We start from the raw sequence: 18,826 nt of genomic DNA, 5'->3' as shown, positions 1-18,826 counted from the left end.
TTGCTGCATGTGTGGTCCTCACTAGGAAATCAGTTTTTCAAGTTCATCGGCTGATAAACGATTGAGGGCCTCCATTGATTTAGCCAAAACATCGTGAATAGGTTCAAAATCCGGCTCAAGCGCCTGCACGGCCTGGCAGAACTCGGCCAGATCAGCGGTGGTGAACAAGGTTTTGATCGTGATATCGAGGTTCAGCTGCTCACGCAGGCGCAACATCGCCTGGGTCGCCAGCAGCGAATGGCCGCCGAGCTCGAAGAAGTTGTCGCTCATGCCCACCCGCTCCAGCCCCAACACCTGCGCCCAGACCGCCGCCACCGTGTGTTCCAGCTCGCTTTGCGGCGCCACGTAGGCCTGCTGCAACAAACTGGCGTCGGGCTCGGGCAGGGCCTTACGGTCCAGCTTGCCGTTGGCGGTCAGTGGCATCTGATCCAGCGCCAGCAAATGCGCGGGCACCATGTACTCCGGCAAGTCTTCACGCAGCGCGGCCTTGAGGGTTTCACGCCAGGCACCCAGGTCGTCAATGGGGCCGACCGGCACCACATAGCCAACCAATTGCGTACCGCCAGCCCCCTCGTGGGCCAGCACCACGGCTTCGCGCACAGCGGGCTGCGCCTGCAGGCGCGCCTGGACTTCACCCAACTCGATACGGAAACCGCGGATCTTGACCTGATGATCGATCCGCCCGACGTACTCAATCACCCCGTCAGCGCCATAGCGGGCCAGGTCACCGGTGCGGTACAGACGCTCGCCTGCCGCCGAGAACAGATTCGGAATAAAACGCGTGCTGCTCAAGTCGCCACGGTGCAGGTAACCCCGTGCCAGGCCTGCGCCCCCGACGTACAACTCGCCGGTGCAGCCCGCCGGCACGGGGTTCAGGTCCCGGTCCAGTACGTACCACGACAGGTCCGGGATGGCCACGCCAATCGGGCTCGAAACACCGTTGTCGAGGTCGGCCAGCGACAGCGGCCGGTAAGTGACGTGCACGGTGGTTTCGGTGATCCCGTACATGTTGATCAACTGCGGTGCAGCGTCGCCGAAGCGCTCGAACCAGGGCCGCAAGCTGCTGACCTCCAGGGCCTCGCCGCCAAACACCACATAACGCAGCGCCGTGCTGCGCGATGCCTCAGCCGCGCAAGCCACTTGCATCAGCTGCTTGAAGGCCGACGGCGTCTGGTTCAGCACCGTGACCTGTTCGGCACAGAGCAAATCGAAGAACGCCTGCGGTGAGCGACTGACATCTTGCGGCACGATCAACAAACGCCCGCCATACAGCAGCGCGCCGAAGATCTCCCACACCGAAAAGTCGAAGGCATAGGAGTGGAACAGCGACCAGCAATCCTGCGGCCCGAAATCAAACCAGCCCTCGGTAGCCTGGAACAAACGCAGCACGTTGCTGTGCGGCAACAGGGTGCCTTTCGGTTTACCGGTGGAGCCTGAGGTGTAAATCACATACGCCAGGTTCTGCGGGCCGACGGCCACCTGCGGGTTGTGCTCGATGGCCGGGTAATCGGCATCGATCAGCAAGCGGCGCACGCCGTCCGGGCCAGGCAGATGCGCCTGGGTGAGCAGCAGCGTCAGGCCGCTGTCTTCGATCATGTATTGCAAACGCTCCTGGGGATACGCCGGGTCCAGGGGCACATAGGCGCCACCGGCCTTGAGAATCGCCAGCAAGCCCACCAGCATGTCGAACGAACGCTCCACGGCGATGCCCACCAATACCTCGGGGCCGACACCTTCGGCGATCAGCGCGTGGGCCAGACGGTTCGCGCGCCGGTTCAACGCGCCGTACGTCAGTTGCTCGCCTTCACACACCAGTGCAACGGCGTGCGGTGCCTTTTCCACTTGCCGCTCGATCAGGTGATGCAAACAGTCCGTCTGCGTATAGGTCGCCACCGACGGGTTCCAGTCCTTCAGGATCCGTTGACGGGTGTGCTCATCAAGCAGGTCGATTGCATCGACACGCCCTTGGGCGCCCACCTCAAGCATTTGCAGCAGCACCTGGCGCAGCTGCGCATTCACCTGCTCAATCGACGCCGGCGAGAAGTGTTGCCGGTCGTAGCTGTAATGCAGCGACAGGCTGTCTTCCAGGCCCACGGCCAGGGTCAACGGGTAGTTACTCTGTTCCTGGCTGTGTACCTGACCGAACGCAAGCCCCGCCGGAGCGCCTTGTTCGAGCGCCTGGGACACCGGGTAGTTCTCGAACACCAGCAGGGTGTCGAACAACGCGTCGCCGCCCTGCCCGGCCCAGCGCTGAATATCAAACAACGGCGTGTGCTCGTATTCGCGCAGACGCAGGTTGAGCGATTGCAGGCCTTGCAACCAGTCGCCCACTCGACAATCCGCCGACACGCCACTCATGACCGGCAAGGTATTGATAAACAGCCCCACCTGCTGCAACGCCCCCGGCACATCGGCCGGACGCCCCGCGACCGTGGCACCGAACGCCACGACCGACTGCCCCGTACGCCGCTGCAACAGCAACGACCAGGCTGCCTGCACCACGGTGTTCAGCGTGACTTTTTGATGCCGGGCAAACTCGCCCAAACGGCGCGTCTGTTGGGTGTCGATCAGGTCATACAAGTCGCCATAGCCCTGGCCCGGCGGTGCCGAGTGTGCCGTACTCGCCAGACGGGTCGGTTCCTCCAGCGCAGCCAACTGCTCTTTCCAGAAGTGCTCGCCCGCCACGCTGTCCTGGCGTTGCAGCCAGGCAATGTAGTCACCGTAACGCCCAGTACGCGCGCCAGGTGGTGTGCCGCTGTAACGCTGCAACACTTCGCCAAGCAACTGGGAGTTGCTCCAGCCGTCCATCAAAATGTGATGGCTGGTGTAGATCAGCTCGATGCTGTCAGGGCCGCTGCGCACCAGGTCCAAACGCAACAGCGGCGCGGCTTGTAGGTCGAAACCCTGCTCGCGTCGCGTGGCTGCCAATTGCTGTACCGCCTCTGTCAGGTCCTCGCGCGACTGCCAGTCGTAAACGGTGAACGGCACCACCACGTGCCGATGCACAACCTGCAACGGCAATTGCTGCTCACCTGCCCAGATGAAACCACTGCGCAAGCTTTCGTGGTGCTGCACGGCGTCCTGCCAGGCCGTACGGAAACGCTCTGCATCTAGCCCTCGCACGCTGACCCGCAATTGGTTGATGTAGTCGCCGCCGCCCTGTTGATACAGGCTGTGGAACAGCATGCCTTGCTGCATCGGCGACAACGGGTAGATGTCTTCGATGTTTTCGCACGGCACGGGCAACGCATCCAGCTGCGCCTGGCTCAATGCGGCCAACGGAAAATCGGATGGCGTTACCGCGCTGTTTGCGGCATCACTGCAATGCTCGATCAACCCGGTCAGCTCGGCGATATAGTCATCAGCCAGGCGCTTCACGGTCGCCTCATCGAACAACAGGTCGCTGAACGTCCAGCCAAGGCTGAACTTGCCGTCGTAAACCTGTCCGTTGAGCACCAGCCAGTTAGCCAGCGGCGCCAACGGGCTCTGCTCGTTACCGCCGGACTCAGTGGCCGGGGTGAACAGCGCGCCGTCGTCAAACTGACGATCCAGTTGCCCCAGGTAGTTGAAGGTGATGCGCGGCGCCGGCAACTCGCTGAACGCACGCTGCGTCTCGGCATCGGCAAGGTAACGCAGCAGACCAAAACCAATGCCTTTGTTGGGGATCGCGCGCAGTTGCTCCTTGACCTGCTTGATCGAGCCTGCAAGATCCGGCGCAGGCTTCAAACGCACCGGGAACGCCGTGGTGAACCAGCCGACGGTGCGGCTCAGGTCGATATCGTCGAACAGCTCTTCTCGCCCGTGCCCTTCCAGCTGAATCAGGGTCGATGCCTGGCCGCTCCAGCGCCCGACAACCCGCGTCAGAGCGGTCAACAACAGGTCGTTGACCTGGGTGCGATACGCCACGGGCGCCTGTTGCAGCAAGCGCTGTGTCAGCTCACGACTCAGTTGCACCTGTACGTTGCGCGCCTGGTTATTGCGCAGCACCGCCTCGGTAGCCTTGCAAGGCAGTTGGGCGTCGGCATCCGCCAATTGCGCCTGCCACCAGGCGCGTTCGCCAAGCAACGCATCACTTTGGGCATGGGCCTGCAAACGATCGGCCCAGGTTTTGAAGGCGGCTGTCTTGGCGGCAAGGGTTACCCTGTTGCCACTTAAGGCGCCTTGATAAGCCTGTTGCAGATCTTCCAGCAGCACCCGCCATGACACGCCGTCCACCGCCAGGTGATGGATCACCAGCAGCAAACGCTGCGTGCCATCGGCCAGCTCGATCAACAGGCCGCGCAACAGCGGGCCGTGCTGAATATCCAGACTGCGCTGGGCGGCATCGCACGCCGCTTCGATTTCGTCGCGTGTTTGCAGCGTCACCTGATGCAACAACGGCTGCCCCCCTTCGACCGGCGCGTGTTCCGCCCCCCACCCTGCTGGAGTTGGGCTGAAACGCAGGCGCAAGGCATCGTGATGCTGCACCAGCGCCTGCAGTGCCTGTTCGATCAGCTCGGCCTGCATCGGCTCGTGGGAGGTGAGCAACACCGACTGGTTCCAGTGATGAGGCTCAGGCATGGCGCTGTCGAAGAACCACTGCTGGAACGGCAACAACGGCAGGCTGCCGGTCACCGGGCCCTGATCAACGGTCGATGCCGGTTCGCCGCGCCGGGCGATAGCCGCCAGGCCTTGCACGGTCTGATACTGGAACAGCTCTTTGGGGGTGAAGTGAATGCCCGCCTGCCGCGCACGCCCCACCACCTGGATCGAGATGATCGAGTCGCCGCCCAACTCAAAGAAGTTGTCGGTTACACCGACCTGCTCCACCCGCAACACATCGGCCCAGACGGACGCAATACGTTGTTCCAGCTCGCTGCGTGGCGCCACGTAGGCTTGCTGCACCGCCGCATCCGGTTTCGGCAGCGCCTTGCGGTCCAGCTTGCCGTTGGGCGACAGCGGCAGTTGCTCCAGCAGCATCCACTGATTAGGCACCATGTAATCCGGCAGGCTTTGTTGCAGGTAGGTGCTCAGGGTTTCGCGCCAGTTGTCGCGGGTTTCGGCGAGTACCACGTAGGCCAGCAGGTGTTTGCCGTCGATGACGGTGACGGCGGTTTCCCGGACGGCTTCATGCTCCAGCAGTCTCGCTTCGATCTCGCCCAATTCGATACGCAGGCCACGCAACTTGACCTGATGGTCGATGCGCCCGGCGTATTCGATCACGCCGTCGGCCCGGTAGCGTGCCAGGTCACCGGTGCGGTAAAGCCGCTCGCCGTGGCCGAACGGGCTGACCGCAAAACGTTCAGCAGTCAGGGAGGGGCGACGATGGTAACCACGCGCCAACCCTTCCCCGCCCAGGTACAGCTCGCCGAGGACGCCGACAGGCACCGGCTCCAGGTTGTCGTCGAGGATGTAGCAGGCCAGGTTGGCAATCGGGCGACCGATCGGCACGCTGTCGCGGCCCTCTTCGACGCAGGTCCAGTGGGTCACGTCGATGGCGGCTTCGGTTGGGCCGTAGAGGTTGTAAAGATTGGCTTGTGGAAGCTTGGCGAATACCTGTTGCTGCGCGTCCGCCGGCAACGCTTCGCCGCTGCACACGATGCGCGTGAGGCTGGTGCACTGGGCTACGCCCGTGTCCTGCAGGAAGGCCTGCAACATCGACGGCACGAAGTGCAAGGTGCTGACTTGCTCGCGGTTGATCAACTCGACCAGCCTGGCGGGGTCGCGATGATCGCCGGGGGCGGCGACGACCAGGCGCGCGCCGGTGATCAGCGGCCAGAAAAATTCCCACACCGACACGTCGAAGCTGAACGGAGTTTTCTGCAGCACGGTGTCGCTGGCGCCCAGTTGGTAAGCCTGCTGCATCCAGCACAGGCGGTTGGTCAGCGCCGAATGGCGGTTGCCGGCGCCTTTGGGTTTGCCGGTGGAGCCGGAGGTGTAGATCACGTAGGCGAGGTTTTCGCCGGTGACCGGGATATTCGGGTTTTCGGAGCTGAAACCTGTGTTGTTCAACTGGTCTAGAACCAGTGTTTGCAGGCCTTGCGGAACAGGCAGTTGAGAAACCAGCGCCTGCTGCGTCAGCAACAAACCAATGCCGCTGTCTTCGATCATGTACTGCAAACGTTCCTGCGGATACTCAGGATCAAACGGCACATACGCCCCGCCCGCCTTGAGGATCGCCAGCAACCCCACCACCATTTCAATCGACCGCTCAACGGCGATGCCCACCAGCACATCCGGGCCGACGCCGTGGGCGATCAACTGATGGGCCAACTGGTTGGCGCGGGTATTCAGCTCGCTGTAACTCAGCGATACATCGCCAAACGCCAGAGCTTGCGCGCCCGGCGCCTTCAGCACCTGAGTTTCAATCAACTGCTGAACCGAAGCGTCCAGCGGATAGCGTTCGGCGGTGGCGTTCCAGTCCTGCAGAATCATCTGCTGCTCAGCCGCACTCAGCAGCGCCAGTTCACCTACCGCGCGATCCGGTGCATCTACGATGCCTTGCAGCAGCGCCAGCCAGTGCTGCGCCATGCGCTCAATGCGGCCGGGTTCAAACAGGTCCGTCGCGTAGGTCAGCGACGCATGCACGCCGTCTGCCGACTCGTGGGTGTCCAGGGTCAAATCGAACTGGGCGGTGTGGCTGTCCCACTGCACGTCCTGAATACTCAGCCCCGGCACCGCGCGCGCCCGGGATACACGGGCGTCACTGGCCTGGTGATTGAACATCACCTGGAACAGCGGGCTATGGCTTAAGCTGCGGGTCGGGGCCAGTGCCTCAACCAGTTGTTCGAACGGCAGATCCTGATGAGCCTGGGCCTGCAGCGCCGCGTGCCGAACCTGCTGGAGCAACGTGCTGAATGGCTGTTGGGCATCCACCTCGGCGCGCATGACCTGAGTGTTGACGAAGAAGCCGATCAGACTTTCGGTTTCAACCCGGTTACGGTTGGCAATCGGCACGCCCACACGCACATCGCGCTGCCCGCTGTAGCGATGCAGCAGGGTCTGGAAGGAGGCCAGCAACAGCATGTACAAGGTCGTGCCTTCGCGACGGGCCAACGCCTGCAAGCCCTGGCTCAGGGCTTGGGGCACCTGGAGGTCCAGACGTGCACCACGGTAGCTCTGCACCGCCGGGCGCGGGTGGTCCAGCGGCAACTCCAGCACCGGTTGCTCCCCGCCCAATTGCCCGACCCAATAGGCCAGTTGCCGCTCACGCTCACCGGCGTCCATCCAGTTGCGCTGCCATTGCGCATAATCGACATAATCGAGCGCCAACTCAGGGGCGTCGTCCACGTCACCCTGCAAGCAGTCGGCATAGCGCTCGATCAGCTCGGCCACCACAATCTGCATCGAGGCGGCATCCGAGACGATGTGATGCTGGGTCAGCACCAACACATGGTCATCCTCGGCCAGTTGCAGCAATTTGACCCGTAACAGCGGCCCCGCCAGCAAATCGAATGGACGGGCGATTTCCGCCTCAACCAGCGCCGTGATACCCCTCGCGCCGATATCCACGGCGACTGGCTCGACCTCAATGTTCAGCGCGAAAGGCGCGCGGATCACTTGCAGGGTGCGCTCCCCATCGACAACAAAGTGCGTGCGCAGCGCCTCGTGACGGCGAATCAGCGCATCGAAGGCATGCTGCAAGGCCCCCAGGTCAAAGCGCCCCCTCAAGCGCAACGCGGTAGGAATGTGATAAGCAGCACTGTGCGGGTCCAACTGCCAAAGGAACCACTGGCGCTCCTGGGCATACGACAAGCCCAGCGGCTGGTTGCGCTCGATTCGGCTGATGGCAGGCGCGGTATCCTGCGCCGACAGCGCAGCCAGCGACTGCACGTAGGCGTGCAAGGTGCCGTGCTCGAACAGGGATTTGAGCGGTACGTCGAGCCCAAGCAACCCGCGAACCCGCGACGTCACCTGAGTGGCCAACAGAGAGTGCCCTCCCAAGGCAAAGAAGTTGTCGTTGAGCCCTACGGAGTCGACGCCCAGCACGGACTGCCAGATAGCGGCCACCTGCTTTTGCGTTTCGGTGTGCGGCGCAACGTAGGCTGACTGCGACACACCCGTGTCGAAGGCGGGCAATGCCTTGCGATCAAGCTTGCCATTCGGGCTCAAGGGCATCTGTGCCAGCGGCTGGATATGGCTGGGCACCATATGACCGGGGAGCGCTTGAGCGATGTGCTGTTTGAGCGAATCGACATCCAGCACGCCGTTTTCGACCGGCACCACATAAGCCGCCAGTAACGCGTTATCGACAACGACGACCACCGCCTCACGAACCTGCACATGCTCCAGCAATCGCGCTTCGATCTCGCCCAGCTCGATACGCAGGCCACGCAGCTTGACCTGATGGTCGATGCGCCCGGCGTATTCGATCACGCCATCGGCGCGGTAGCGCGCCAGGTCACCGGTGCGGTACAGGCGCTCGCCGTGGCCGAATGGGCTGACAGCAAAACGCTCGGCAGTCAGGGACGGGCGACGATGGTAACCGCGTGCCAGCCCTTCCCCACCCAAGTACAGCTCGCCGAGGACGCCGACGGGCGCCGGCTCCAGGTTGTCGTCGAGGATGTAGCAGGCCAGGTTGGCAATCGGGCGACCGATCGGCACGCTGTCGCGGCCCTCTTCGACGCAGGTCCAGTGGGTCACGTCGATGGCGGCTTCGGTTGGGCCGTAGAGGTTGTAAAGATTGGCTTGTGGAAGCTTGGCGAATACCTGTTGCTGCGCGTCCGCCGGCAAGGCTTCGCCGCTGCACACGATGCGCGTGAGGCTGGTGCACTGGGCTACGCCCGTGTCCTGCAGGAAGGCCTGCAACATCGACGGTACGAAGTGCAGAGTGCTGACCTGCTCGCGGTTGATCAACTCGACCAGTTTGGCGGGGTCGCGGTGGTCGCCGGGGGCGGCGACGACCAGGCGCGCGCCGGTCATCAACGGCCAGAAAAATTCCCACACCGACACGTCGAAACTGAACGGAGTTTTCTGCAGCACGGTGTCGCTGGCGCCCAGTTGGTAAGCCTGCTGCATCCAGCACAGGCGGTTGGTCAGCGCAGAATGGCGGTTGCCGGCGCCTTTGGGTTTGCCGGTGGAGCCGGAGGTGTAGATCACGTAGGCGAGGTTTTCGCCGGTGACCGGGACATTCGGGTTTTCGGAGCTGAAACCTGTGTTGTTCAGCTGATCCAAAACGAGTGTTTGCAGGCCTTGCGGAATCGGCAAATGCTTCAAAAGCGCCTGCTGCGTCAGCAACAAACCAATGCCGCTGTCCTCGATCATGTACTGCAAACGCTCCTGCGGATACTCAGGGTCAAACGGCACATACGCCCCGCCCGCCTTGAGGATCGCCAGCAACCCCACCACCATTTCAATCGACCGCTCAACGGCGATACCCACCAGCACATCCGGGCCGACGCCATGGGCGATCAACTGATGGGCCAGCTGGTTGGCGCGGGTATTCAGTTCAGCATAAGTCAGGCGGGTCTCGCCAAACGCCAGAGCTTGCGCGCCCGGCGCCTTCAGCACCTGAGCTTCAATCAACTGCTGAACCGAAGCGTCCAGCGGATAGCGCTCGGCGGTGGCGTTCCAGTCTTGAAGGATCAATTGCCGCTCGACGGCGCTCAACATCGCCAGATCACCGAGCCTGTCGTCAGGTTTGCCCACGACGGCTTGCAGCAACGCCAGCCAATGCCCCGCCATGCGCTTGATCGTGTCGGCACTGAACAGATCCGTGGCGTAGGTCAACGAAGCCGCCAGACCACCCTGCACCTCCCCTGTTTCAAGAGTCAGGTCGAACTGCGCCGTGGCGCTGTCCCATGCCCCCCCCTCAATCGTCAGCGCCGGCAACTCGATCGTGCGGGTTGTGCGGTTCTGATGGTTGAACAACACCTGGAACAAAGGGCTATGGCTCAGGCTGCGCTCGGGTTGCAGGGTTTCGACCAACTGCTCAAAGGGCAGGTCCTGGAAGCTCTGGGCATCCAGCACCGACTGGTGAACCTGTTGCAGGAGCTGCGTGAACGCCGGCGCGCCATCGAACTGCGCGCGCAAGACCTGGGTATTGACGAAGAACCCGACAAGCCCCTCGGTTTCGAGGCGATTGCGGTTGGCCACGGGCACCCCGACACGGATGTCATCCTGGCCGCTGTAGCGGTGCAGCAGCATCTGGAACGAGGCCAGCAGCAAGGTAAAGATCGTGACGTGTTCACGCTGCGCCAAACGCTGCAACGCCTGAGCCAATTCTTCCGGCAAGGCGAAGTCCAGACGCGCCCCCCGGTAGCTCTGTTCAGCCGGGCGCGGGAAGTCCAGCGGCAGTGCCAGCACCGGCTGCTCGCCTCCCAACTGGTCGCGCCAGTACGCCAGTTGGCGGGCATGCTCGTCACCGGCCGTCCACTGGCGCTGCCAGGCAGCGTAATCGGCGTACTGTAGAGGCAATGCCGCCAGCGGCGCGGGGGCATCTTCACAGTAACCGGTGTAGAGCCGCACTAGCTCGTCCACCACAATCTGCATCGACCAACCGTCGGAGATAATGTGGTGCTGGGTAATGACCAACACGTGATGATCCGGCTGGACCGCGAACAACTTGACCCGCATCAGCGGCCCGCGAATCAGGTCGAACGGGCGCCGGATTTCCTGCTCCACACACGCATCAATCGCTGTCGCTTCAATGCTGACGGTTTCCACCACCAGCGCCAGGCTGGAATGGATCACCTGTAATGCCCGGCCATCTTCTTCGACAAAGGTAGTGCGCAACGCCTCATGACGCTGCACCAGCGCCTGGAATGCCTGCTCCAGCGCAGCCCGGTTCAACTGGCCGCGCAGGTGCAATGCAGTCGGGACGTGATAGGCCGCGCTGCGAGGGTCCAACTGCCAGAGAAACCATTGGCGCTCCTGGGCCGACGACAATGCCATCGGCTGGCCCCGCTTGAGCGCCACCATCGGTACCGTGTCCAGGGTCTGCGCGCCTTCACAGGCCAGGGCAAAGCGGCGCAATGTCGGCTGCTCGAACAAGGCGCGCAACGGCACTTCCCGCTTGAGTTCATGGCGCACCCGGGAAATGACCTGCGTGGCCAGCAGCGAATGCCCGCCACGCTCGAAGAAATGGTCTTCCAGCCCGACCTGCTCAACCTGCAACACGGCTTGCCAGATGCCCGCCAACTGATGCTGCAATGAAGTTTGCGGCGCCAGGTAGCGTGCACGGGATTCGTTCATGTCCGGCTGTGGCAGCGCGCGCCGGTCAAGCTTGCCGTTGTTGTTCAGCGGCAAGGCCTGCAGCACGACCCAGTGTGCCGGCACCATGTAGTCCGGCAGGGACTGGCGCAACACGGCGGCCAGCGCTTGCGCATCAAGCGATTCTGCGTGCGGTACAACATAAGCCACCAGTTGTGCGCCGGTAGGCCCGTCCAGGGCCAGCACAGCCGCTTCACGTACCTCGGGCAGGGCTTGCAGGCAGGCTTCGATTTCGCCCATTTCGATACGGAAACCGCGAATCTTCACCTGATGGTCGATACGGCCCACGTACTCCAGAACAGCACGCTCGTTGTAACGCGCCAGGTCGCCGCTGCGGTAAAGCCGCGCGCCCGGCACGCCGGAAAACGGATCCGGCAGGAAGCGCTCGGCCGTCAGCGCCGGGCGGTCGAAATACCCCTGGGCCAAACCGGCCGAAGCACCGATGCACAGTTCGCCGACGCCACAGTTGGGCAGCAGTTCAAAACCACTGTCCAGCACGTACAGCGCGCGACCTTCGATGGCGCGCCCGATCGGCATGCCATAGGCGTCATGGGCATCGGCCAGTTGGCAGTCATGCACGCTGGAGACCACGGTGGCTTCGGTCGGGCCATAGGTGTTCAGCAAACGCACGCCTTGCAAACCGGCTTCGTGCCAGGCGCGCACACCTTCCACGGCCATGGCTTCACCGCCGACGTGCACTTGGCGCAGGTTGCCCAGCGTACGGCCGCTGGCGGCACACTCCTTGGCGAGCAGGTACCAGTAGGCGGCGGGCAAGTCGGCCAGGGTCACGCCTTGCTCGACGATTTCACGGGCCAGCCACTCGGCGTCCCACAGGTCTTCGCCGCGCATGATCAATGCGGCGCCAACGCACAGCGGCGGGTAGCACTGCTCGACAAAGCCGTCGAAGCTGAAGGTTGCAAACTGCAGCACGCGGTCGGCGGGCGTCAGCGCACTGTAAGCGGCTGCCGTGTCGCAGAACTGGTCGAGGGCGGCATGGTCGATGGCCACGCCTTTGGGCTGGCCGGTGGAGCCCGAGGTGTAGATCACATAGGCCAGGTCGGCGCGATCAGCGTGGTTGGACGGATTGGTTGTCGGGTAGCCCGCCAGCTCCTCGCCGGATGCACTGAAGTCCACGCGCGCCAGCCCTTGAGGCAATGGCAGATCGGCGAGCAGGCCGGTTTCGCCGAGCAACAGGCTCAGGCGGCTGTCCGCCAGCATGTACGCCAGGCGCTCTGCCGGGAGTTTGGGGTCGAGCGGCACATACGCGGCCCCGCTTTTCAGTACGGCCAGCAAGCTGACGATCAACTGCGGCCCGCGCCGCGCCGCCAGCCCCACACGCTGACCCGGACCAACGCCCTGCTCCAGCAAACGATGGGCCAGGCGGTTGGCCCGCTGATTGAGTTGCGCATACGTCAGACGCTCGCTGCCGGCCTGCACCGCCAGAGCATCTGGCGTGGCGTCGGCCTGGGCGGCGATACGCTCGTGCACACGCAGCGCTCGCTCGACGGCTCGCGGGGTTTGGCTGAGAGCGAGCAGATCGCGTTGTGCGCTGCCGTCCAGCAGTTGAAGGTTACCGAGCGGCACCTGCGCATTTGCCACCAGTTGCATCAGCACGTGCTGCAGGTTGGCACTCAATTGGGCGACCTGCTGCGCGCTGAAACGGGCGCAGTCGTAACTGAACTCCAGGCGCAGGTTCGCACCCAGCTCGATGCCCAGGGTCAGCGGGTAATGGGTGCGCTCATAGTTGTGCATCTTGCCGAAGGTCAGCCCGGCAGGTGCGCCCTGTTTCAGCGCTTCGGCCACCGGGAAGTTTTCGAACACCAGCAAGGTGTCGAACAACGCGGCGCCCTGCTGACCGGCCCAGCCCTGAATGTCGAACAACGGCGTGTGTTCATGGTCGCGCAGGCTGACGTTCAGGGCTTGCAGCTCGCCCAGCCATTCGCCGGCCAGGCGCGCAGGCGAAGCTGCGCTGATGATCGGCAAGGTGTTGATGAACAAGCCCAGTTGCTGCTCGATCCCCGGCAACGGTGCCGAACGCCCGGAAACAGTAGCGCCGAAAGCCACGCACGCCTGCCCGGTATAGCGTTGCAGCAACAGGCTCCAGGCACCTTGCAGCACGGTATTGAGGGTGATTTTGTGCTGGCGGGCGAAGTCGCCGAGGGCCTGGGTGAATGCGCTGTCCAGAGCCACCGGATAGTCCGCCATGCCAGCCCCCTCAACCGGTGCGCGCAGCGCTTCGGCCAGCAAGGTGGGCGCCTGCAACGGCGCCAGGGCGGCCTTCCAGAACGCCTCACCCGAGGCTTGCTGTTGCAGCCAGCCCAGGTAGTCCCGGAACTGCCCCGGCGGCGTCGCCAGGGTCTGGCCTGAATAGTGGGCAAGCACTTCGCCGAGCAATTGGGCATTGCTCCAGCCGTCCATCAGGATGTGATGGCTGGTGAAGATCAGATGCCAGGTGACGCCTGAGCCGCGCACCAGCATCAGGCGAAACAGCGGCGCGGTGCTCAACTCGAACCCGCGCTCACGCTCGGCGTCAGCCAACGCATCGTAGTCGGCCTGAGGGTCTTCAATCACCTGAAGTTGCAGGTCGACCTGGCGGTGGATGACCTGATGGGCCGTGTCCAGTCCGAGCCAGTGGAAGCTGCTGCGCAGAATGTCATGGCGGTCCAGCGCAGCCTGCCAGGCACGGCCGAAGGTCAACAGGTCGAGGCCGTCGATATCCAGGCGCAACTGGTTGATATAGGCCTGGGCCTGCGGCTCGTACAGGGTGTGAAACAGCATGCCCTGCTGCATCGGCGACAGCGGGTAAAGGTCGGCGATGGCCGGCCCGGCGACCGGCAATTGATCCAGCTGCTGCCGGGTCACACGGGCCAGCGGGAAATCCGACGGCGTGACCTGCCCGGCGGGCGTCTCACAGCAATGCTCGATCAACGCCTTGAGCTCAGCCGAGTACTCGTCAGCCAGGCGCTGAATGGTCGAGGCCTGGAACATCTCGCGGCTGAAGCCCCATTGCAGCGCCAGTTCGCCGCCATACACCTGCCCTTCCACTGTCAGCCAGTTGGCCAGCGGCGCTTCGGGATCCTGCGCCTGGCCGCTACCCTGAGTGGCGGGCACGAACAGCGCCGAGTCGTTGAACTGTCGATCGAACTGGCCCAGGTAGTTGAAAGTGATACGTGGCACGGGCAGGGTTTCGAGGGTTTCACGCACCTCAGGCGCAGCGAGGTAACGCAGCAGGCCGTAACCCAGACCCTTGTCGGGCACGGCGCGCAGTTGCTCCTTGACCGACTTGATGGCGTCCGACCACTCGCCCTGCGCTTGCAGGCGCAGCGGGAACAGGCTGGTGAACCAGCCGACGGTGCGCGTCAGGTCAACAGCGTCGAACAGGTCCTCGCGGCCATGGCCTTCCAGTTGAATCAGCGCCGCCGCCTGGCCGCTCCAGCGGCTGATCACGCGCGCCAGCGCGGTCAACAGCAAGTCATTGACCTGGGTGCGATAGGCCGCCGGCGCGTCTTGCAACAACTGGCGGGTGTGCTCGGTGCCGAGCCGGGTTTCCAGCTTGCTACCCAGGCGGTTTTGCAGACCGCCCCGAGGGTTGTCGCAAGGCAAATCGGCGTCGACGGTCTGCGCCTGCCAGAACGGCAGTTGTGCATTGAGGGTGCCCGCGTGGGCCTGCAGCTGTTGCGCCCAGTGCTGATAGGCGCTGGTCTTGGCCGGCAATGGCGCCTGGCGATAAGCCTGTTGCAGGTCTTCCAGCAGAATGCGCCATGACACGCCGTCCACCACCAGGTGGTGCACAACCAGCAGCAGGCGCTGGTTGCCATCGGCCATTGCCACCAGCACCGCGCGCATCAACGGGCCTTGCGCCAGGTCAAGGCTGCGCTGGGCTTCGTCGCACAACGCGGCCAGTTGGACATCGTCGGCAGCACGGGACTGCCACAGCGCTGCTTCGGTCACCGGTGCAGCGTGGGCTTGCTGCCACTCGCCGGCCTGCTGCACAAAGCGCAAACGCAGCGCGTCGTGATGGTTGATCAGCTGCGTCAACGCTGCTTCAAGACGCACAGGCTCCAGCGTTTCACGCGGGGTCAGCAGCAAGGATTGGTTCCAGTGCTGACGCGCCGGAATCACCTGGGCAAAAAAGCTGTGTTGGACCGGCGTCAGAATCACGTCGCCGCTGACCGGGCCTTGATCGATGACACTGGTTTGCTCGAAGGTGGCAACCAGCGCCAGGCTGCGAATGCTTTGGTACTGAAACAGGTCACGCGGATTCAGACGGATCCCGGCTTGACGCGCACGGCTGACCACCTGGATGGAAATGATCGAGTCGCCGCCCAGTTCGAAAAAGTTGTCTTCCAGGCCCACTTGCTCGACACCCAGCACGTCGCTCCAGATGGCCGCCAGGGCTTTTTGCAGGTCATTTTGCGGAGCGACAAACCCCTGTTGCGGTGCCGCGTCCGGCAACGGCAGCGCCTTGCGGTCCAGCTTGCCATTGGCGGTCACCGGCAGTTTGGCCAGCGTGATCAAGTGCGTCGGCACCATGTATTCGGGCAGGCTTTTGAGCAACCAGGCTTTGAGGTCCGCCGGCTCGTCGCTTTCAAGCACAAGGTAGGCGACAAGCTGCTTGCCGCCCTGCACCAGCACCACGGCCTCGCGCACCGTCGGGTGCTGCATCAAGCGCGTTTCTATCTCGCCCAGCTCAATGCGCAAGCCACGCAGCTTGACCTGATGATCGAGGCGGCCGAGGTACTCGATCACGCCATCGGCACGTTGGCACACGCGGTCGCCGGTGCGATACAGGCGTTCGCCCGCAATGAACGGGCTGGGCACAAAACGCTCAGCGGTCAATGCCGGGCGACGGTGGTAACTGCGGGCCAGGCCGGTGCCGCCCAGGTACAGCTCGCCGGACACGCCCGCCGGTACCGGGTTGAGCTGGGCGTCCAGCACATAGGTCGCCAGGTTGGCGATCGGGCGGCCGATGGGCACGCTGTCGGCGCCTTCATCGACGCAGGTCCAGTGGGTCACGTCGATAGCTGCTTCGGTCGGGCCGTACAGGTTGTACAAGCCGGCACCTGGCAACTTGGCGAACACTTGCAGCTGCGCGTCCAGCGGCAAGGCTTCGCCACTGCACACAATGCGCTTGAGACTCGCGCAGGCCTGTACACCGGGCTCGTGGATGAACGCCTGAAGCATCGACGGCACGAAGTGCAAGGTGGTGATGGCGTGGCGGCCAATGGTATCGATCAGCCGCGCGGGTTCACGGTGCTCGCCCGGCGCGGCGACCACGAGGCGCGCACCGGTCATCAAGGGCCAGAAGAACTCCCACACGGATACGTCGAAGCTGAAGGGGGTTTTCTGCAACACCGCATCGCTTGCGTCCAGGCCATAAGCCTGTTGCATCCAGCACAGGCGGTTGACCAACGCACGATGGGAGTTGCCGGCACCTTTGGGTTTGCCGGTGGAGCCCGAGGTGTAGATCACATACGCCAGGTTGAGCGCATGAACCTCAACGGTGGGCGTTTCAGTGCTGAAACCGCTGAGCCAGTCGCCGGCCCGATCAAGGCCGATCACCTCGATAGCCTGGCTCGGCAGTGATGCCTGCAGGCTTTGCTGAGTCAGCAGCAACTCAATGCCGCTGTCCTCGATCATGTAGGCCAGACGATCCTCGGGGTACTCCGGGTCCAGCGGCACATAGGCGCCACCGGCCTTGATAATCGCCAGCAGGCCCACCACCATTTCGATGGAGCGCTCGACACAGACACCTACCAGCACATCCGGGCCGACACCCTTTTCGCGCAAAAAGTTGGCCAACTGATTGGCGCGCGCGTCGAGCTGGGCGTAGGTCAGCGTGGTGGAGCCGAACACCAACGCGGGCGCCTGCGGAGTGCGCTGCACCTGCTGCTCGATCAGATGATGAATCGGGCACTGCGTAGGGTACGACTCGACCGTCTGGTTCCAGTCACGCACCAGCACGCGCTGCTCATCGGCGTTGAGCATCGGCAATTCGCCGACCCGCTGTTCAGCGTCGGCCACCATGGCGTGCAACAGGCTGATCCAGTGCTGCGCCATGCGCTCGATCGAAGGCGCATCGAACAGGTCATTGGCGAAGGTCAGCGCAGCATGCAGGGTGCCGGATTTTTCGTAGGTATCGAGAGTCAAGTCAAACTGGGTGGTGCGGCCCTGCCATTCCACCGCAACCAGCTCCAGGCCGGAGGCCGTGCTGACGGAGGCGATATCGGCGACCACCGGCTGGTGGTTGTACATCACCTGAAACAGCGGCGTATGACTGAGGCTGCGTTCGACTTTCAGGGCTTCTACCAGACGCTCAAAAGGCAATTCCTGGTGGGCCTGGGCGCCGAGCGCGTGCTCCTTGATACCTTGCAGCAATTCGCTGACGCGGGTCTGCCCGGTGAGTTCGGTGCGCAAGACCTGTGTGTTGACGAAGAAGCCGATCAGCCCCTCCACCTCACTGCGATTGCGATTGGCAATGGGCACGCCGATGCGGATATCACCCTGCCCGGTGTAGCGGTGCAGCAACACGTTGAATGCGCCGAGCAGCAGCATGAACAGCGTTACATTGTGCTTCTGCGCGCAACTGCGCAGTTGTGCTGCAAGGCTCGGATCAATTGCAAAATTGTGCCGCGTGCCCTGGTAGCTGGGCATCGCCGGACGGGCCCGATCAGTGGGTAACTCCAGCACCGGATGCTCATCACCCAGGCGTGCCTGCCAGTACTCCAGCTGGCGCGCCTGCTCCCCCGCCTCCAGCCAGCGCCGCTGCCACAGGGCGTAGTCACTGTACTGAATCGGCAGCGCCGGCAGTTGCGGGGTTTCGTTACGTTCATGGGCGTCGTAGAAACGGATGAACTCATCGATCAGCACGTTCATCGACCAGCCATCGGAGACGATGTGGTGCAGGGTCAGCAGCAACACGTGTTCCTGATCATCCAGCTTGAGCAATTGCACGCGCAGCAGCGGGCCGTGCTCCAGGTCGAAGGGCAACAGGGATTGGCGGGTCGCCGCATCGATGACGGCCTGCTCGCGCTCGGCGGGCGTCAAGGTGCTCAAGTCCAGCTGATCGATAGCGAGTGACGGCTCCACCGCCACTTGTGCCAGTCGGTCATCGGCCTGGCGCTGGAAGACGGTGCGCAAGGTCTCATGGCGCCCCACCAGGCTGGCGAAGGCTTGCTCCATGGCCCCGAAATTCAACGCGCCCTTGAGGCGTACCGCGCCCGGCAAATTGTAGGCGCCACTGGCCCGGTCCAATTGCCAGAGAAACCACATACGTTGCTGCGCGTAGGACAGCGCCTGGCGATCCTCGACCTCCACACCTGCGGGAATCGGAAACCGGGAAAAATCCACGCCTTCTTTCTGCAAGGCCTGCAGGAACAATTGGCGTTTTTCCAGGGGCAACCCGATAAACCGGCGAGCAAGTTTCAAGGAGTCTTCAGCATTCATTTGTTGGTGTCCGGAGCAATAGGCAGGAAGCACAAAGGCACGTCGTCCCTATAAAACGAACCGGGGAGGGAAAAATTAGCGGGGGATGGAAGGCGTGGGCGAGGTGTCATCAGGGGTTACAGCAATCCCGGGAAGAGTGTGCCAACACGCGCTAGAATTGACGCACACCACTTTTTGCAACTACATTTAG

At 63.2% G+C, this 18,826-nt stretch carries 1 protein-coding gene; it reads right to left on the bottom strand.

Going from position 1 to position 18,826, the window contains the following annotated elements:
* Positions 1–21: 21 nt before the first annotated feature.
* Positions 22–18,636 carry a non-ribosomal peptide synthase/polyketide synthase gene (locus tag ATI14_RS20470; protein ID WP_100831508.1) on the bottom strand — a complete coding sequence of 6,205 codons (18,615 nt, stop codon included), beginning with the start codon at positions 18,634–18,636 and terminating at the stop codon, positions 22–24.
* Positions 18,637–18,826 lie beyond the last annotated feature (190 nt).

The organism is Pseudomonas tolaasii NCPPB 2192 (assembly GCF_002813445.1).
GTDB lineage: Bacteria > Pseudomonadota > Gammaproteobacteria > Pseudomonadales > Pseudomonadaceae > Aquipseudomonas > Aquipseudomonas tolaasii.
This window is presented reverse-complemented; position numbering and strand designations above follow the sequence as displayed.

What these genes read in the sequence shown, in the direction of transcription:
- ATI14_RS20470 (WP_100831508.1), bottom strand. Translation starts at nt 18,636, where the DNA reads ATGAATGCTGAAGACTCCTTGAAACTTGCTCGCCGGTTTATCGGGTTG.